This is a genomic window from Saccharopolyspora soli, from assembly GCF_022678645.1.
Lineage (GTDB): Bacteria > Actinomycetota > Actinomycetes > Mycobacteriales > Pseudonocardiaceae > Saccharopolyspora > Saccharopolyspora soli.
Map to the genome: position 1 here is coordinate 125,228 of NZ_JALBWV010000001.1, position 17,648 is coordinate 142,875.

The window sequence follows — 17,648 nt, forward strand, 5'->3', positions numbered from 1 at the left end:
GAGTGGCCAGTGATGTTCCCGCGGTGGCGTCGTCAGTGCGCATCCTGGAGCGGCTCGCGACCGACTGGCCGCAGCCCGTCGCGCCGCGGGAACTGGTCAATGACCTGGGGATGAACCGCAGCACCTGCTACAACATCCTGGCGACGCTGCAGCGCGCGGGCTGGGTCACCTCGACCGGCGAGCGGTCCGGTTGGACGTTGGGACCGAAGCTGCTGACGCTCACCGGTGTCACCGACGACATGGCCGCCGCCATCGGCCAGCGCGAGATCGACGAGTTGAGCAGGCGGCTGGGATTCGTCGTGTTCCTGGCGGATCCGGACGGTTCCGGCGGATATGTCGTCATCGCCAAGGCGGAGCGGCAGGTCGGCGTGCGGGTCACGGTCAGCGTCGGCGAGAACTTCCCGTTCTCGGCGCCAGCTCTGATGCACGCCTTCCACGCGTGGCAGCCGCGCGAGAACGTCGACGACCTGGTGGACCGGCTGGGCGTCAAACAGTTCACCCCGCACACCATCGTCGACCGCGATGAGCTGCACGATCGGCTCGCGCGGACGCGGCAGCGCGGCTACAGCACGAGCCTGCAGCAATACGACATGGCGCAGAGCGGAGTCGCCGCACCGGTGTTCGACCGCCGCGGCCAGGTGGCCCGCGTGGTGTGCTCGCTGGCGTTCTTCACCGAGCTGCACGCCGACAACGTCGCCCGCATCGGCAGCTTGGTCGCCGAGTGCGCGGACCGGATCACCGCGCGGACGGGCGGACGTCGACCCGTGGACGAGGAGGTCCAGCATGACCACTGACAACGGGCCGCGACGGCCCTGGGTCGTGGGCGTCACCGGGGCCAGCGGAACGCCCTACGCCGCAGCGGTGCTGCGCGGCCTGCTCGACGCCGGTGAGGACGTCGACCTGGTGCTCAGCCAAGCCGCGCGGCTGACGCTGCTGGACGAGACCGGACATACCGTGCGGGACAAGCACTGGCAGGCCGACGTCGGGGCGTGGATCGGGCGCGACGTGTCGCGGGTGCGCTACTGGACGGCGGGTGACATGGCGGCTGGCCCGGCCAGCGGCTCGTACCGGACGAAGGGCATGGTGGTGGTACCGGCGACCACCGCGTCGGTCGCCGGTATCGCTACCGGCACCAACAAGAACCTGTTGCAGCGGGCCGCCGACGTGACGCTCAAGGAGCGGCGCCGACTCATCCTGGTGCTGCGCGAAACTCCGTTGCGTCTATCCACATTGGACAACCTGCGGGCGTTGGCCGTGGAGGGCGCGATCATCATGCCCGCGAGTCCGGGTTTCTACGCCGGAGCCAACGACATCGACCAGCTGGTGGACTTCCTCGCGGGCCGGGTGCTGGATCTCTGCGACGTCGAGCACGACCTCTACCAGCGCTGGGCGGGCACCCTGGGAGCCGCCAGATCGCGGCAACCCGACCCCGGCCGCGACGACGACGGTGGCGGCGAATTCGATCTCGCCGACTCGGACACCGCATATCTGGCCCCGCGCGCCAGGTAGTTTCCTCCGGGGGCTCGCCGCTCCAGTGTGGACATCCGACGGGCTCGCTGTTTTGCGGTCCCGCGATCTGCCTGGTATGCCCGAGCGAGGCGATTTTCCGCTGCCGAACCGCACCCCGAAGGGACGCAGGATGCCCATCCCGAAGGCCGAGCTGCACGTGCACATCGAGGGAACCCTCGAACCAGAGCTGGCCTTCCGCCTCGCCGAGCGCAACGACGTCAGCCTGCCGTTCCGCTCGATCATCGAACTGCGGAAGGCGTACTCGTTCGACAGCCTCCAGTCGTTCCTCGACCTCTACTACCAGATGATGCAGGTCCTGCGCACGGAGCAGGATTTCGAGGACCTGGCGGCGGCGTACCTCGCACGGGCGGCGCGGCAAGGCGTTCGGCACGCCGAGATCTTCTTCGACCCGCAGGCCCACAGCGAGCGCGGTATCCCGATCGACCGGGTGATCAACGGCCTCTCGCGCGCATTGCAGGCCGCTGCGGAGCGCCACGGTATGACGACCCAGCTGATCTTGTGCTTCCTGCGGCACTTGCCCCAGCACGCGGCGGTGGCGACGCTGCGCGAAGCCGAGCCCCACCTCGATCGCATCAGCGGCGTCGGTCTCGACTCCAGCGAGTTGGGCCACCCACCGGAGAAGTTCCGCGATGCGTTCGCCATGGCGCGGGATCTCGGGCTGAGGTGCGTGGCGCACGCGGGCGAGGAAGGACCTGCCGACTACATCCGGGCAGCGCTGGACGAGCTCAACGTCGAGCGGATCGACCACGGCGTCCGGTGCCTCGACGACGGTGCGCTGGTGGCACGGCTGCGCCGGGAGCAGATCCCGCTGACGGTGTGCCCGCTTTCCAACGTCAGGCTGCGCGTCGTCGATGACCTCGCACAACATCCGCTGCGCACGATGCTCGCCGAAGGTCTGCTGGTGACCATCAACTCCGACGACCCCGCCTACTTCGGCGGGTACGTCGAGGACAACTTCACCGCGGTGCGCGACGCGCTCGGCCTCGGCGAGGAGGACATCAGAACACTGGCGCGGAACTCGTTCCACGCATCGTTCCTCACCGCCGAACAGCGCTCGCGGTATCTCGCCGAGGTGGACGCTTACCGATTCTCGTGAGCCCCGAAGTCCGTGCTAACGCGGGATTCTGCCAAACCCGACAAATCGTTACGCTGTTGGGACAGCGAGGGAGCCAAGGCGACTCCAGATCGGAGGTGGCGGCCATGCGGATCGCCGACGTCCTGCGGAACAAGGGATCGGAGGTGGCGACCATCTCGGCCACCAGCACGGTGTCCGAGCTGGTGGCCGAGATGGCCGACCACAACATCGGCGCGATGGTGGTGACGGATGCCTCCGGCGGGATCCTCGGCATCGTCTCGGAACGCGACGTCGTCCGTCGTCTCAACGACCACGGACCCGACATCCTGCAGGCGCCGTTGACGCGGATCATGACCACCGATGTGGTCACCTGCGGCCCCGAAGACTCGGTCGAGCGGCTGACGGTGGTGATGACCGAGCGCCGCATCCGGCACATCCCCGTCGTCGCCGCGGACCGCATGGTCGGCATCGTGAGCATCGGTGACATGGTCAAGAGCCGGATCAGCCAGCTTGAGCAGGAGCAGGAGCACCTGGAGTCCTACATCACCAGGGGCTGATCGGCGCAGACGTAACCTAGATCCGTCAAAGCGCTATCGCGGCTACGATGAGGTGCATGGATGTGCGCACTCAGATGCTCGAAGCCGCGGAGAAGCTGTTGGACGCGTCCCCGGACCGGGACATCGCGACCCGTGCCGTGTGCGAAGCCGTCGGGGTTGGCGCCCCGGTGCTGTACCGCCTCTTCGGCGACAAGAACGGGCTGCTCAGCGCGGTGGTCGACTACGGTTTCGACCGCTACCTGGCCACCAAGCGCGCCGCGGAGCCCTCCGAGGACCCGGTGGTGGACCTGCGGAACGGGTGGGACACCCACATCGCGTTCGCCCGCGCGCACCCGGCCGTGTACCGGCTGATGTTCTCGCCCAGCTTCGCCCAGGTGCCTGCCGCCGCGCAGGAGGCCATGCGGTTGCTGCAGGACGTGCTGGTGCGCTGCGCGGCGGTCGGCAAGCTGCGCGTCGCCCCGGACATCGCGGCGCAGGCCATCATGTCGGCCAACATCGGTGTCGCGCTGAGCCTGGTCACCCAGCCCGACACCTACACCGATCCGGGCCTGTCGGACCGAGTGCGGGATGCCCTGCACGACAGCCTGCTGGTAGACACCGAGCACTCCGGATCGAACAAGGAGCCGGGTGTCAGCACTGCGGCCCTGCAACTCCTAGCGCTCCTGCGCACCGAGCGCAGCCCACTGGGCGAGCCGGAAACCGCGCTGCTGATCCACTGGCTCGACGAGCTCGGCCGCTCCTCCTGACTGGCGTCGCAACAGCGTCCACATAGGACCCATTTGCGGGATCGGTACGGCGGCGCAGCCGGTTCGCGAACGACGGCGGTACCGTCGGCAACGCGCGCAACTGCCCGCGATCGCGGCAAAACTCCTAGTCAGCGGCTTGTCGTCGGGCCTGCCGGGTGGCGTAACCCGGTCAAGATGCCGGTGACCTGCGGCCGTAACGGCCACCTGCCACGGTATCCGGGTTCGGCGAGCCGACTGACGAGGAGTGGCTGATGTTCGCGGTTCCCGATTTGGATGAGGTGGTCTCGGCCGCGGCCACCCTGGGAATTCGGCTCGGACGGCAGGAAGCCGTGCGGTACCAGGAACACCTGGCCGAGCACCTCAGTGCGCTGGACGAGTTCGTGCAGGCGAGGATCGACGAGGGCAAGCCCGAGATCTCCCACCCGGCGAGGGATCCCGGTCACCGGCCGAGCGAGAACGAGGATCCGCTGGCGGCCTGGCTGTGGAAGTGCACCATCAAGGGAGCCGATGACGGGTTGCTCGCGGGCAGGACGGTCGGCTTCAAGGACCACATCGCGGTGGCCGGTCTGCCGCTGACCTTCGGTTCCTTCGCGATGGAGGGCTTCCTCGCCGACTTCGACGCCACCGTGGTCACCCGCACGCTCGCCGAGGGCGGCACCATCATCGGAAAGCACACCATGAACGGTTTCGCCGGTGGCTTCGGCTTCGGCGGCGGAATCGGGGACTACTGGCGCCCCAAGAACCCGCACAACCCCGAGCACGTCACCGGCGGATCGTCCTCGGGTTCGGCGGCGGCGGTGGCGGCCGGGGACGTGGACATCTCCTTCGGCGGAGACCAGGGCGGCTCGATCCGGATTCCCGCGGCGTGGTCCGGCACCGTCGGGCTCAAGCCCACCTTCGGTCTGGTCTCGCACTTCGGGATCGGGTTCGGTTCCGACCAGAGCCTCGACTTCACCGGTCCGATGACGCGCACTGCCGCCGACGCCGCGATCGCGTTGCAGGCCGTGGCGGGTTACGACGGCCTGGATCCCCGCCAGGGCCGGGAGGTTCCCGAGCGGCTGGACGTGCTCAGCACCCTGGAGGACGGCGTCGCCGGGATCCGGATCGGTGTGCTGGGCGAGGGTTTCGACGAGGCCGAGCCGGATGTGCGCGACGCCGTGATGGCCGCCGTGGACGTGCTGGCCGGGGCTGGCGCGGAAGTGTCCAAGGTGTCGATTCCCGAGCACCGCGCGGTGCACACCGCCGCCAATGCGCTGGGTGCTGAGGGCATGCGCGCGCTGTTCGACACGGGATTCTTCGGCATGTTCACCAAGACCTACTACCCGGCTTCGTTGATCGCGGCGATCAACAGGATGTGGGCCCGCGAAGCCGACCTGCTGCACCCGCGCACGAAGCTGAACTACCTGCTCGCCGAATTCAGTCGGCGGAACTACCACGGCAGGGTCTACGCGAAGGCGCAGAACGTTCGGGCGGCCTACGTCCGGGCCTACGACGCCGCACTGGCCGAGGTCGACGTGCTGGTGATGCCGACCTGCGTGTTGAAGGCGCCCCGGTACGAGGCACCGGAGGACCACCTCGCCGCGGTGGACTTCGACCTGAACGCCGCCGCCAATCCCGCTACCCGCAACACCAGACCGTTCAACTACACCGGCCACCCGGCCCTGGCCGTGCCGTGCGGGAAATCCGGTGGGCTGCCGGTGAGCATGCAACTGGTCGGCCGGTTCTTCAGCGATCCGCTGCTGCTGCGGGTCGCGCACACCTACCAGCAATCCCTTCCACACCAGGAGATCACCGCCGTCTAGCACGGGCGCTGGCGGGTTCGAGGCGAACAGCGCGCCACGGTGCGGTTCGCCGGGTCCGCGCACGTCTTCCGACAGGACGTCGCGGACGGAGAAAGGGGACAGGACATGAGCGAAACCATCGTGACGGGGGCGCCCCCGCTCGCCCGGCCGACCGAGACGACGTCCGCCACGCTTGAGGTGCGCAGGCTCGTCACCGATTTCCGCACCGAAAGCGGCACGCTGCGCGCCGTCAACGAGGTCTCCTTCCGGCTCGACCGCGGTCGGGTGCTCGCCGTCATCGGGGAGTCCGGTAGCGGCAAGAGCGCCATGCTGCGCTCGATCCTCGGCATCCAGCCGAAATCCGCCATCGTCACCGGCGAGGTCCTGCTCGGCGGGCGAGACCTGCTGCGGCTGTCGCCGAAGGAACGCGCCGCCACGCGCGGACGCGACGTCTCCATGGTCTTCCAGGATCCGCTCACCGCACTCGACCCCGTGTACACAGTGGAGCAGCAACTCGTGGAAACGGTGCGCACGCACGCGGAAGTCAGCAGGAGCACAGCCCGTCGGCGCGCGCTGGAACTGCTGGAGCTGGTGCAGATCCCGTCGCCCGCCGAGCGGCTGAGCGCCTACCCTTCCGAACTCAGCGGTGGCATGCGGCAGCGGGTGGTGATCGCCATGGCGGTGGCTGGTTCACCCAAGGTGCTGCTGGCCGACGAACCGACCACCGCGCTCGACGTCACCGTCCAGGCCCGCATCCTGCGGTTGTTCCGCGAACTGCAACAGGCGCAGGACATGGACATGATGATCGTGACGCACGATCTCGCCGTCGCCGCCGACATCGCGGACGACGTCGCCGTCATGTACGCCGGGCGGATCGTCGAAGCGGGACCGATCGGTACCGTGTTGCGGGCGCCGTCGCACCCCTACACCCAGGGCTTGGTCGAAGCGAACGTCCGGCCCGGACAGCGGATCCGGCCGCGGGCCATTCCCGGTGCACCGCCGAGTCTGGCGAGGCTGCCACCCGGCTGCTCGTTCGCGCCGCGCTGCGACGTCGCCACCGTGGCCTGCTGGCAGGAGTTGCCGGAACCGGTGGCGGTCGGCCCCGGTCGGTGGAGCCGGTGCCTGCACAGCACCCCGAGCGGCCCGGTGGAGTCGCCCCATGTCGCGTGACGGGCTCGGCCGGTCGCGGGCGGCCTCGCTGCGGAAGAGCATCGCGCTGATCGCGGTGGCCGCCCTGACGTCGGCGTGCATGGGAGTCAGCGGCGGCGCCCCGGCGGGCGGCCGGAACGGCATGGGCGGCACCCTGCGCATCGCGATGTCGGCCAGCAACATCCCGTTCCCCACCACGCCTCCGGACCAGGGTTACGAGGGGTACCGGTTCGTCGGCAACAACATCTACGACGGGCTGACCAAGTACGACCTCGACCAGTCGGATGCCATTCCCAGCCCGCAACCCGCGCTGGCCACCTCATGGACGCTTTCCCCGGACCAGCTCACCTGGACCTTCAACCTGCGCCGGGACGTCACCTTCCACGACGGCACCCCGTTCAACGCCGACGCGGTGATCTTCCAGCTGGACCGGGAAACGGACACCGAGCACCCGTTCTACGACACGCTCGCGGCCGGTCGCCTGGCCACTTACCTGCTGTTCTTCAAGAGCTGGCAGAAGATCGACGACTACACCGTGTCCATCACCACGACAGCCCCGTACGCCTGGCTGCTCTACGACCTCACGCACGTCTACTTCCCGAGCCCGACCGCGGTGATGAAGTACGGCAACAACAACTACGCGCAGCACGCCACCGGCACCGGGCCGTTCGTGATGACGAACTACGTCGACGGCCAGGTGATGGAGCTGTCCGCGAACGAACGCTACTGGGGCGGGCGGCCCAAGCTGGACAAGATCGTGCTCTACCCGCAGCCGGTCGCGGCGTCCCGGGTGGCGATGTTGCAGTCCGACGGGGTGGACTGGGCCGAGGTGCCGTCCCCCGACGCGCTCGACCAGCTCAAGAGCCAGGGGTACCAGATCTTCATGGGGGAGTACCCGCACGGGATCATGCCCCGGTTCAACCAGTTCCGCCCGCCGTTCAAGGACAACCTCAAGCTGCGGCAGGCGCTCAACTACGCGTTGAACCGGCCTGGCGCCGCCGCGCTGATCAACAACGTCGGCTACCCCGCCAAGCAGTACGTCTACCCCGGACACCCGGACTACGACCCGGCGTTCCCCGGCTACACCTACGATCCGCAGCTGGCCAGGCGACTGCTCGCGGAGGCCGGTTACCGGCCGGGACAGTTGAAGCTGCGCATGGGTTATCCGACCGGAGGGTCCGGGAACATGTTCCCGGACCCGATGATGCAGCAGTTGCAGGCTGACTTCAAAGCGATCGGCGTCGACGTCGAACTGCTGCCGCTGGAGTGGAGCACCATCCTGACCATCGGCTTGACCGGGCTGAACGCACCGGAGTGGTCGGACATCGACATCCTGTGGGCCTCGCCCGCGGCCGGGCAGGAACCGGACGGCTACCAGCTGACCTTCCTGTGCCAGCGGCCGGGGAACAAACCGAACGCGGCCGGGATGTGCAATCCCGACGTGGACCGCAACTACCTCGCCGCGTCGGCCTCCTTCGATCCGCAGGAGTCGAACCGCTACCTGCGGCAGATGATGGACGCCGCGCTGCGGAACGCGGATTTCCTGTTCTGGATGCACGACCTGAACCTGCGGGTGATGGCACCGCGAGTGCACGGTTTCGTGCAGCCGAAGTCGTGGTGGGTCGACTTCACCAAGATCTGGGTGGGCTGAGCATGCTTCGTACCGCGATCCGACGCACCCTGCTGGCGATCCCGACGCTGCTGGGCGTCACGGTGGTGGTGTTCCTACTGGTCAACGTCCTGCCAGGAGATCCGGCCGCGGCGATCCTCGGCGACAACGCCACGCCAGCCGCGCGTGAGCAGGTCCGGCAGCAGTTGGGGCTGGACGAGCCGCTGCCGCTGCGGTACCTGGACTGGCTCACCAGGGCGCTTTCCGGCGACCTCGGGTATTCGCCGTACCGGCAGCGCCCGGTGGCCGATCTGCTCGCCCAGGCCGTCGGCAACACCGCGGCGCTGGCCATCTGCTCGGCACTGGCCGGACTGCTGGGCGGGGTGGCACTCGGCTTCATCGCCGGACGGCGGCGCGGCACCTGGATCGACCGGGTCATCTCGGTCTTCACGCTCTCCGGGTTGAGCATCCCGTCGTTCTTCCTCGCCGTGGTGATGCTGATGGTCTTCGCGGCGAAGCTGCGGTGGTTCCCCGCCGCGGGGACCGGTTTGGACGTCGGTTTCGTCGCGTTCTTCCCGCACGTCGTGCTACCGCTGATCGCGGGCAGCCTGACCGCGCTGGCGATCACCACCAGGGTCACCAGGTCCAGCATCGTGGAGGCCGAGGCGTCGGATTTCGTGCAAACGCTGCGGGCCAAGGGATTGGGCGGCGCCGGGATCGCCCGGCACGTGATGAAGAACGCCATCTCGCCGGTGCTGACCACCTCCGGACTGCAGGTCGGCTACCTGCTCGGCGGCTCGGTGCTGATCGAGACGATCTTCAGCTGGCCGGGCATCGGAATGCTGGTCTACAACGCGGTGAGCACCCGCGACCTGGTCGTGGTGCAGGGCGCGACGCTCGTCATCGCCCTCACCTTCGTGATCGTGAACCTCGTCGTCGACCTCCTGCAGACGGCGATCGATCCACGCCTGCGCCGAGCAGTCCGGTAGGCGCCGTGGAAGTGCTTCGGAAGACCTTGTGCAGGACTGATGGGCAAGACTCCCCACCGGCTCATCGAGGACGACTGGGTGCGGGTGTCCCGCAGGAACCTAGGAGCGGTAGATGACCACGACAAGCGCACCTCAGACCGTCGAGGCGTTGCGCGCGGCCTGGTACGCCGGGGACGTCGGCGTCGAGGCGCGCACCTACTGGGCCGAGACGTGGCGGCGGTTCCGGCGCAACCGGGTGGGCCTGTGCTCGCTCGCCGTGCTGGTCCTGCTGGTCGGCGCGGCGGTGTTCGCGCCGCTGCTGACCCCGCACGATCCGTTGGTGGGCGAGCCGCTGGACCGGCTGGCACCGCTGTTGTCCGCTGGCCATCCGCTCGGCACCGACGAGTTGGGCCGCGACATGGTGGCCCGGCTGCTCCACGGCGGGCGGCTGTCCCTGCTGGCCGGTTTCGCGCCCACCCTGGTGGCGACGCTGATCGGCACGTTGATCGGCACCTGGGCCGGTTTCTCGCAGGGCGTGGTCGGCACCGTGCTGATGCGCGCGATGGACATGATCTACGCGTTCCCCGCCATCCTGCTGGCCATCGCGGTGAGCGCGGCACTCGGTCCGGGGCTGCGCAACGCCATCGTCGCGGTCACGATCGTGTTCATCCCGCCGGTGGCGCGGGTCGCCGAGCAGGCCACCCGCGCGGTCGTGGTGCAGGAGTACATGGAAGCGGCGCGGCTCAGCGGCGCCGGGCGCTTCAGGCTGGTGCGCACCCAACTGCTGCCGAACGTGCTGAACGAGATCATCGTCTACGCCTCCGGTCTGGTCGGGGTGGCGATGGTGATCGCGGCGAGCCTGAGCTTCCTCGGTCTGGCCTCGCAGCCGCCGACCCCGGAATGGGGCTACATGCTCGAAGGTCTGCGCGGCTCGATCTACCTCGCGCCGGAGATCGTCGTCCTGCCGGGCATCTTCATCTTCGTCACTTCGGTCGCCTTCAACACCTTCAGCGATGCGCTGCGCGAAGCCATGAACACCCGACTCAGCTGACCGTCGAGAACAGGGGAGACCACATGACAGCCGCCCAGCACACTGCGGCGCAGCCGCTGCTCCAGGTGGACCAGGTCAGCAAGACCTTCGGCGTCCGCCGCGGGCTGAAACGGGCCACCGTGCACGCGGTGGACGAGGTGTCCCTCGTGGTGCGGCCAAGTTCCACGCTCGGCATCGTCGGCGAATCCGGCTGCGGGAAGTCCACCCTCGCCCGGCTGGTGCTCGGCCTGTACCCGGTCGATGCCGGGGACATCCGCTTCGCCGGGAAGTTGTTGCCCCGCACCGGGAAACGGCCTCGTGCGGTGGTCGAGCAGATGCAGATGGTGTTCCAGGACCCGTACTCGGCGCTCAACCCGCGCGCCTCGGTCGGCGGCTCCATCGCATTCCCGCTGGAGGTCCAGGGCGTGGGCAACGCGGAGGTCCGCGAGCGGGTGGCGCAGGCGTTGGAGGACGTCGGCCTGCACGGCAACTACGCCACCTACTACCCGCACCAGCTCAGCGGCGGCCAGCGCCAGCGCGTCAACATCGCCAGGGCGCTGGCGATGCGGCCGAAGCTTATCGTGCTCGACGAGTCGGTGTCCGCATTGGACAAATCGATCCAGGCGCAGATCCTGAACCTGCTCCAGGACCTGCAGGAGAGCTACCAGCTGACCTACATCTTCATCAGCCACGACCTCAACGTGGTCGAGTACATGAGCGACCACGTGGCGGTGATGTACCTCGGGCAGGTCGTGGAGACTTGCGGTGCCGAGGCCCTCTACCACCAACCGCTGCACCCCTACACCCAGGTGCTGCTCGCCTCAAGCCCGTCGCTGGAGGTCACCGAGCGGACCACGGCGCCGGAGCCGACCAGCGGCGAGATGCCCAGCCCGCTGGATCCGCCCAGCGGCTGCCGGTTCCGCACCCGCTGCCCGTTCGCGATGCCGACTTGCGCGACCACCACCCCGGTGCTCGCCGAGGCCGCCCCCGGCCACCTGGTGGCCTGCCACCTGTACCCGTCGAGTCAACCCGCTGCGAAATGAGGAAGTTGTGGCTTGGTTCGCGCGGGTGGTCGCTCACCTGGCGCAAGCCCGGTCCACACGACCCCGCGAGGAGAGTGAAGTGGCTGCTGATATCAGGGCGACGGTGACGGTGCTGCTCGACACCGCCGGTATCACCGCCTCCGCCGAGGAGTTCGACAAGTTCACCGACAGCTACCCGGTGCTGCGGGCCCAAGCCGACGGCCTCTACCTCCCGCACCTCGACACCGAGGAGCCAGCATTGTCGTTCGATCCGGTCGTCGAATGACCACCGCACGGACATCCGGAGGAGCCATGTCGCAGGACCTGCCGTTGACGATCGAGGATGCCGCCGCCGCGCTGCGCGCTGGCGAGGTGACCGCAACCCAGCTGACGTCCGGGTTCCTGGACCGGATCGCCGCGCTGAACAACACCCTCGGCGCGTTCGTCGCCGTCACGCCCGAGACGGCCCTGGAGGCCGCCGCGGTGGCCGACGAGGACTTCGCGGCCGGGGTGGATCGCGGTCCGTTGCAGGGAATTCCACTGGCGGTCAAGGACATCATCGCCACCCACGACGCGCCGACCACGGCCAACTCGCGGGTGCTCGACCCGGAATGGGGCAAGGGGACGGACGCCCCGGTGGTCGCCCGGTTGCGCGCGGCTGGCTCCGTGGTGCTCGGCAAGTCCACCACGAGCGAGTTCGCCATCGGACTTCCCGACCCGGACAAGGGTTTCCTGGTTCCGCGCAACCCGTGGCAGCTGGAGCACAGCGCCTCTGGGTCGAGTTCGGGCACCGGGATCGCGGTGGCGGCAGGGCTCGCGCTCGGCGGGCTGGGCACCGACACCGGCGGCTCGGTGCGCAGCCCGGCGGCGTTCAACGGGCACACCGGGTTGAAGGTGACCTTCGGCCGGGTACCGAAGAACGGCGTCGCGCCGCTGGGTTACACATTGGACAGCGTGGGACCGATGGCGCGCAGCGCGCACGACTGCGCGGTGCTGCTGGAGGTGATGGCGGGCTACGACTCCGGTGATCCCTGCGCGGCGCGGGTCGACGTCCCGAAGTACGCCGAAATGCTGACCGGCGACGTGCGAGGTCTTCGGATCGGCATGCCGATCCCGTACTTCTACGACTCCGACGAGGTGAGCGAGGAGGTCCGCACCAGCGTGTTCGCCGCGGTGGAGGTGCTCAAGGGCGCGGGCGCCGAGGTGGACGAGATCGTGGTGCCCCATGCCAAACAGGCCAAGGACGCCAACCACATCACGCTGATCGCGGAGGCATACGCCTACCACCGCGACAACCTGGTCAACCGGTGGACCGACTACGGCCGCTACACCCGCCGGACCCTGGTGCGCGGCGCATTCCTCAACGCGGGCGACTACCCGCAGGCGCAACGGTTCCGATCGTTCTTCCGGCGAGCAGTGGCCGAGCTGTTGCGCGAATACGACGTGCTGATCACGCCATCCAGCCCTTCCCCGGCGCCACGCATCGACGAGATGTCACCGGAGAAGCAACTGTTCAGCGCGAACTTCACCGGACCATGGAACCTGATCGGATTGCCAGCGGCTGCGTTGCCGTGCGGGTTCAGCGGCGCGGGCTTGCCGTTGTCGATGCAGATCATCGGCAAGCCGTTCGCCGAAGGCGAAGTGCTCAAGGTCGCCGACGCCTACCAGCGGCTGACCGACTGGCACCGCAAGGTTCCCGAGGTGCTGTCGCCACAACCATGACAACGACTCCTCGCAGTCCCGATATATTCGAAGTGAAGGGCACCTTTGACCGACTGTGCCGGTCAAACGTGCCCTTCACTCGTCACACCGCAGGGGTGAATCCGAGGGCGGGGGTGCGAAATCGAGCATTTACGTCGGTGGTCGGCGGCGGCAACGTGGCGGCGGAAACTGGGGCTTGCGCCGCCGATACCGTGTCGTGCCGGGCGATTTGGCGGCGGACTCGCGAACGGAGGCGGCGTCGTGAGCTCGGGACCAATCGACGAGCGCGAGTACATGGCGAAGGCGCGTGAGCGCGCCCGGTCGGCGGGCGTCGTTCGGCAGCGTTCTTCGCTGCGGCTGCACGGTCTGATCCGATCGGGGATCAGGCTGGGCCTGCTGCCGCATCGGGGACAGCTGGTGGAAGGACAACTCGTTGACGACTACGCCACCAGCCGCAACGCCGCTCGCGAAGCGATGTCCTTGTTGGCCGAGGAGGGACTGGTCACCCGTCGTCCCGGCTACGGCACCGTGGTGGTCGGCATGATCCGCGAACTGGCGCTGGAGGACATCTCCGCGCAGCGCGGCAGCGCGACCGGCGCTGCGGTCGACAATCCGCACGAGTACCAGAACATCGAGATCGAGACGGCTCGCATCCCGATCACCCCGCTGTTGCGGAACCGGTTGCGCACCAACGAATCCACGGTGTGGGTGACGGAATGGATGACGCTGCGCGACGGCGAGCCCTTCTGCATCTACATCAACTACTCGCTGGGCAACAGCGCCCGGCAACTCGGCACCGACGCGGCCTCGGACGGCCTGCTCGCCATCTTCCGCCGCACCTACGGACGTGCCCTGGGACGGATCGACACCACGGTCGAATCCCTGACCTGCGATGCGCGCACCGGTCGGGCGTTGCGGGTCGAAGCGGGTTCGCCGCTGCTGTTCCGGGAGCGGCTGATGGTCGACGTAGACGGGAACCCGCGGGAGTGCAATCACACGTTCTTCGCCGGTGCGAAGGTGTCGCTGCGGTCGGTCACCACGATCGACTCCGACTGATGGTGCCCACCGCGATACCGGCGGTCGTGCTGATGAAGTCCTACCCGGCAGATGCGGGTTTCGACACCACAACCGGGGGTGGAATGCGCCCCGGCCTGGGGGACCGGGCTAGGAGCCGGGCAAATCGCGGAGTTCGGTACGTCTCGTAGTACTGGCGGCGAACCGGATGAAAGAGGTTAATTAGAGACACGAACGATCGCCGACAACGAAAGAGGTCCGCGCAGCGTGTCCACCTCCGCAGAGACCGCGAGTACGCACGGTGATTCCCGGCAATCCTTCGACGATCGCGAGGTGCGCCGACGCTGTCGGCAGGCCCTCGGCGTTACCACGCTCGGACTGATGTTGGTCCTGGTGAACGCCACGTCGCTGAACGTGGCGCTGCCCGCGATGTCCGCGTCCTTCGGGGTCTCGGCAGCCACCGCGGACTGGTTCCTGGTGGCGTTCATGCTCAGCAACACCGCGTTCATCCTGGTCTTCGGCCGGATCTCCGACCTGCTCGGCAGGCGCAGCATCTACCTCGTCGGGCTCGCGTGTTTCACCGTGATCAGCCTGCTGTGCGCGGTCGCCCCGAACGCCCCGGTGTTCATCGTCCTGCGGGTGTTGCAAGGCATCGCGGCAGCCACCACGGTCACCAACACGACCCCGATCCTGGCCGATGTGTTCCCGCCGGAGCGGCTGGTGCAGGGGATGGGCCTCAACCTCACCGCGGCGGCGGTGGCCAACACGATCGGTCCGGCGCTCGGCGGACTGATGATCACGTTCGTCGACTGGCGGGCGCTGTTCCTGGTCAACGTGCCGTTCGGGGTCGCGGCCGTGGTGTTGGGCGCCCGGCTGCTGCCCCGCAGACCGCGGTCGCGGGGCAAGCGGGAGCGCTTCGACGTCGGGGGAGCGGTGCTTTCGACGTTCGGGCTCGCCGCGGTCCTCTACGGCATCAACCGGATCGGGGTGTGGGGGCCCGACGATCCGCGGGTGCTCGGCGCGATGGTGTTCGGCGCGTTGCTGTTGGTGCTGTTCGTGCTGGTCGAGCGCCGGACAGCCGCGCCGCTGCTGGATCTCCAGCTGATCCGCAGGCCGGGTCGTGCCCAGGCTTACGGTGCCGCGTTCTTCAACTCCTTCTGCCGGGCCGGAGTGGTGGTGCTCGTCGGGCTGCACCAGCAGATGGTCGAACAGCGCAGCGCTGCGGTGGCGGGAATCGTGGTGCTGCCGCTGGCATTGCTGATGATGGTGTTCTCGCCGATCTGCGGGCGGCTGGCGATGCGCTGGTCGGCACGCTCGCTGTCGAGCCTGGGCGCACTGCTGGTCCTGATCGGTCTGGTCGGCTTGGCGGTCCAGATGGCGGCAGCGCACCTGCCGGTCGGAATGCTGCTGTGTTGGCTCGGTTTCGTCGGCGCCGGAATCGGCTTGTTCACCGCACCGAACACGGCGTCGATCATGGCCGGGGTGAGCAGCAACCAGCGCGCGGTGGCCAACGGCGTCCGATCGATGCTCTACAACAGCGCGCAAGCGGCTGGAACCGTGGTGACGTTGCTGATCGTTACCACCTGGCTCGGAACGTCGGGAATCACCTCGTACGCGGCGACCGCAGGGGCTTCCGCGGTGCGACTGGGTTTCGTCGTCGCGATGGCAACGCTGGCGGCATCGGCCCTGGTAGCTTTGCTCCTCTCGCTGCTGCGCGGCGGCTCGTGGCGGACCCAGCCAGCAACGCCCGCCGCGAGCGCACGTGCCGAGTAATTGTTCCCGCTGGGCATTCGGATTTCCGGAGTTGAGGTGCGAGGGACGCACCACTCGTAGCGCGCCGCAGTGGCTGGCGGGTTCTCAGAGCCCTGTCAGGGCGGCTGCGGTGGGAGCCCAGCGGTCGGCGTATTCCCTCAGCTTCGGGTCGTCGGCGTAGGTGGCGTCGATGAGGTAGAGGCCGGGGAGTGCGCACGTGGCACCGAGCTCGCTGAGGACCGGTTTGAGCAGTACGTCCGGAGCCAACGCGTGGGCGGGCCCAGCGCCGAGCATCAGCGGCACCGCGACCACCCCTTGCAGCCCGGTACCGCCCGCGAACTGGTCCAGGAACAGCTTGAGCATGCCGGTGTAGGTCGCCTTGAACGTCGGGCTGGCGAACACGACGAGGTTGGATTCCTGCACCGTGCGAACCGCCGCCGCCACCGCTTCATCGCCCCATCCGAGCAGCCCGGGTCCGAGCTCGACGACGTCCACCACGTTGTCGACCGGCCGCGACATGAGCGCTTCGGCGAGCATCCGGCCCGCGTCCAGGGTGCGGGACGCGGGTTTCGGGTTCCCGGCCACGACAGTCGTTTTCACGGCTCCTCCTCGGCTGATGTGTTGTGCGGGTTCCGCGGCGTTGACCGCGGAAATGCCCGGAACCTGCACAACGATGTCGGTGCGGATGGCCGCGCGGCCCCGTGGTCGCAGGGGATCGAAGGCTGTGCCTCGAAGCCAGCGCGCCCCTCGAAGGTAGACCAGGACACCACCTTCGATGCAGGTCGCCGTCGACACGCTGCTGAACTGCGGAGATCGGGTTCCGCGCCGGAAACCCGGCACTTGGTCGCAGGACTGGGCGAGTGATCGGCGGCGGAATCAGTCGGCGTGCTGAGGCCAGTCGAAGCGGGCCGGGACGCCCGGTGACCACAGCACGCTGACCGGTGGCCCGGTAACGCGCAGTCCGGCTGCCGACACGAAGGAATCGGCGAGGTGGGTGAGCTCGGCGCGGTGCAACCGCCAGCGCGGATGGGCGTTGGGGAGATAGCTGGTGCGGCCTCCGCGTGCGCGATGCAGTCCCCACCGGGCGGTGAGGAAGTGCTCAAGCTCGGTTGGGTCGCGCAGCGGCGGTCCGACGCGCACCGACATGCTGCTGGTGATGCCGCCTCCGCTGGGCCACCGACGGCGCGCAGTGTAGGTGAAGTGGTCGCCGTCGCAGACGACGGACATGCGCGACCACAGGTAGGGCAGGCCCATGCCGGCTCGTGCCGCCAGCACCGGGAGCAACCGGTTCGCGTCCATGGATCGGAAAACGACGCCCCGGCGCCCGGAGGAGTCCACCGAGTACAGACGCACGTTGGTCTCCGCGAAGCGGCCCAGGTACGGCAGCCCTGGGCTTCCCGCGACGCCGACGCGGTCCATGCGGAAAGCGACGAGCCCGACGTAGGTCTGCCCGTCCAGCACGTCAGGCCGCACGCCACCGGGCATCAGCGGCCGAACAACCGATGGCTCGACCGGCCAGTGCACGAACGTCACGTCCCGCCACCATTGCGTGCTCATCCGCCCGCGCACCGGCCGTTGGGGTGTAGGCGTGACTGGTTCCAGGGCTGCCATCCTGCTGCTCCAACGAGATTCGACCGGGCGAGTTGATCGTTCCGGGGACCCCTCCCGGTTTCGGTGCCGACAATGGGAAACGGCTCCGCCAGTTTGCCCGAGG

General features: G+C 68.4%; 17 protein-coding genes. 15 read left to right on the forward strand and 2 right to left on the reverse strand.

Annotation, left to right across the window (positions count from 1 at the left end):
* Window positions 1-2 precede the first annotated feature (2 nt).
* From MOQ72_RS00520 to MOQ72_RS00590, 15 genes are all read left to right on the forward strand, one after another.
* Entirely contained in the window at window positions 3-794 is a 792-nt protein-coding gene (locus MOQ72_RS00520) for an IclR family transcriptional regulator (RefSeq protein WP_242179752.1), read from the forward strand.
* Window positions 784-1,509 carry a UbiX family flavin prenyltransferase gene (locus MOQ72_RS00525; protein WP_242179753.1) on the forward strand — a complete coding sequence of 242 codons (726 nt, stop codon included), beginning with the start codon at window positions 784-786 and terminating at the stop codon, window positions 1,507-1,509. Before MOQ72_RS00520 ends, MOQ72_RS00525 begins: the two co-directional genes overlap by 11 nt.
* A 130-nt stretch (window positions 1,510-1,639) precedes the next feature.
* Window positions 1,640-2,626, forward strand: a complete 987-nt coding sequence (locus MOQ72_RS00530; RefSeq protein ID WP_242179754.1) for an adenosine deaminase — start codon at window positions 1,640-1,642, stop codon at window positions 2,624-2,626.
* 104 nt (window positions 2,627-2,730) lie between these two features.
* On the forward strand, window positions 2,731-3,162 hold the full coding sequence (locus tag MOQ72_RS00535) for a CBS domain-containing protein (RefSeq protein WP_242179755.1): 432 nt from the start codon (window positions 2,731-2,733) through the stop codon (window positions 3,160-3,162).
* A 56-nt stretch (window positions 3,163-3,218) separates the two neighbouring features.
* A complete protein-coding gene (locus MOQ72_RS00540; protein ID WP_242179756.1) occupies window positions 3,219-3,908 on the forward strand; it encodes a TetR/AcrR family transcriptional regulator in 690 nt (229 codons plus the stop codon).
* Window positions 3,909-4,159: 251 nt separating this feature from the next.
* A complete protein-coding gene (locus MOQ72_RS00545; RefSeq protein WP_242179757.1) occupies window positions 4,160-5,710 on the forward strand; it encodes an amidase family protein in 1,551 nt (516 codons plus the stop codon).
* Window positions 5,711-5,815: 105 nt separating this feature from the next.
* A complete protein-coding gene (locus MOQ72_RS00550; RefSeq protein ID WP_242179758.1) occupies window positions 5,816-6,859 on the forward strand; it encodes an ABC transporter ATP-binding protein in 1,044 nt (347 codons plus the stop codon).
* Entirely contained in the window at window positions 6,849-8,489 is a 1,641-nt protein-coding gene (locus tag MOQ72_RS00555; protein ID WP_242179759.1) for an ABC transporter substrate-binding protein, read from the forward strand. The genes MOQ72_RS00550 and MOQ72_RS00555 overlap by 11 nt, the downstream gene beginning before the upstream one ends.
* A 2-nt stretch (window positions 8,490-8,491) precedes the next feature.
* Window positions 8,492-9,436 carry an ABC transporter permease gene (locus tag MOQ72_RS00560; RefSeq protein WP_242179760.1) on the forward strand — a complete coding sequence of 315 codons (945 nt, stop codon included), beginning with the start codon at window positions 8,492-8,494 and terminating at the stop codon, window positions 9,434-9,436.
* Between the two features lie 112 nt (window positions 9,437-9,548).
* The gene (locus MOQ72_RS00565; protein WP_242179761.1) at window positions 9,549-10,466 is read left to right on the forward strand and encodes an ABC transporter permease; all 918 of its coding nucleotides are present in this window, start codon (window positions 9,549-9,551) and stop codon (window positions 10,464-10,466) included.
* A 23-nt stretch (window positions 10,467-10,489) separates the two neighbouring features.
* On the forward strand, window positions 10,490-11,488 hold the full coding sequence (locus MOQ72_RS00570; RefSeq protein ID WP_242179762.1) for an ABC transporter ATP-binding protein: 999 nt from the start codon (window positions 10,490-10,492) through the stop codon (window positions 11,486-11,488).
* 79 nt (window positions 11,489-11,567) lie between these two features.
* Window positions 11,568-11,753, forward strand: a complete 186-nt coding sequence (locus MOQ72_RS00575) for a hypothetical protein (protein ID WP_242179763.1) — start codon at window positions 11,568-11,570, stop codon at window positions 11,751-11,753.
* A 26-nt stretch (window positions 11,754-11,779) separates the two neighbouring features.
* Window positions 11,780-13,189 carry an amidase gene (locus MOQ72_RS00580; protein ID WP_242179764.1) on the forward strand — a complete coding sequence of 470 codons (1,410 nt, stop codon included), beginning with the start codon at window positions 11,780-11,782 and terminating at the stop codon, window positions 13,187-13,189.
* Window positions 13,190-13,429: 240 nt separating this feature from the next.
* Complete coding sequence (locus MOQ72_RS00585; protein WP_242179765.1) at window positions 13,430-14,224, forward strand: GntR family transcriptional regulator; 795 nt, start codon at window positions 13,430-13,432, stop codon at window positions 14,222-14,224.
* Between the two features lie 225 nt (window positions 14,225-14,449).
* Entirely contained in the window at window positions 14,450-15,955 is a 1,506-nt protein-coding gene (locus tag MOQ72_RS00590) for an MFS transporter (RefSeq protein WP_242179766.1), read from the forward strand.
* Between the two features lie 84 nt (window positions 15,956-16,039).
* On the opposite strand, the gene MOQ72_RS00595 is transcribed toward MOQ72_RS00590, so the two are convergent.
* Together MOQ72_RS00595 and MOQ72_RS00600 are read right to left on the reverse strand one after the other, a co-directional pair.
* Entirely contained in the window at window positions 16,040-16,534 is a 495-nt protein-coding gene (locus tag MOQ72_RS00595; RefSeq protein WP_242179767.1) for an NADPH-dependent FMN reductase, read from the reverse strand.
* Window positions 16,535-16,810: 276 nt separating this feature from the next.
* Window positions 16,811-17,545: a YqjF family protein gene (locus MOQ72_RS00600; protein WP_242179768.1), complete on the reverse strand. Its 735-nt coding sequence runs from the start codon at window positions 17,543-17,545 to the stop codon at window positions 16,811-16,813.
* Between the last annotated feature and the right edge of the window lie 103 nt (window positions 17,546-17,648).

Coding starts and splice junctions, on each gene's coding strand:
- MOQ72_RS00530 (WP_242179754.1), top strand. CDS start 1,640: ATGCCCATCCCGAAGGCCGAGCTGCACGTGCACATCGAGGGAACCCTC.
- MOQ72_RS00550 (WP_242179758.1), top strand. CDS start 5,816: ATGAGCGAAACCATCGTGACGGGGGCGCCCCCGCTCGCCCGGCCGACC.
- MOQ72_RS00535 (WP_242179755.1), top strand. CDS start 2,731: ATGCGGATCGCCGACGTCCTGCGGAACAAGGGATCGGAGGTGGCGACC.
- MOQ72_RS00565 (WP_242179761.1), top strand. CDS start 9,549: ATGACCACGACAAGCGCACCTCAGACCGTCGAGGCGTTGCGCGCGGCC.
- MOQ72_RS00555 (WP_242179759.1), top strand. CDS start 6,849: ATGTCGCGTGACGGGCTCGGCCGGTCGCGGGCGGCCTCGCTGCGGAAG.
- MOQ72_RS00570 (WP_242179762.1), top strand. CDS start 10,490: ATGACAGCCGCCCAGCACACTGCGGCGCAGCCGCTGCTCCAGGTGGAC.
- MOQ72_RS00600 (WP_242179768.1), bottom strand. CDS start 17,545: ATGGCAGCCCTGGAACCAGTCACGCCTACACCCCAACGGCCGGTGCGC.
- MOQ72_RS00525 (WP_242179753.1), top strand. CDS start 784: ATGACCACTGACAACGGGCCGCGACGGCCCTGGGTCGTGGGCGTCACC.
- MOQ72_RS00580 (WP_242179764.1), top strand. CDS start 11,780: ATGTCGCAGGACCTGCCGTTGACGATCGAGGATGCCGCCGCCGCGCTG.
- MOQ72_RS00545 (WP_242179757.1), top strand. CDS start 4,160: ATGTTCGCGGTTCCCGATTTGGATGAGGTGGTCTCGGCCGCGGCCACC.
- MOQ72_RS00540 (WP_242179756.1), top strand. CDS start 3,219: ATGGATGTGCGCACTCAGATGCTCGAAGCCGCGGAGAAGCTGTTGGAC.
- MOQ72_RS00560 (WP_242179760.1), top strand. CDS start 8,492: ATGCTTCGTACCGCGATCCGACGCACCCTGCTGGCGATCCCGACGCTG.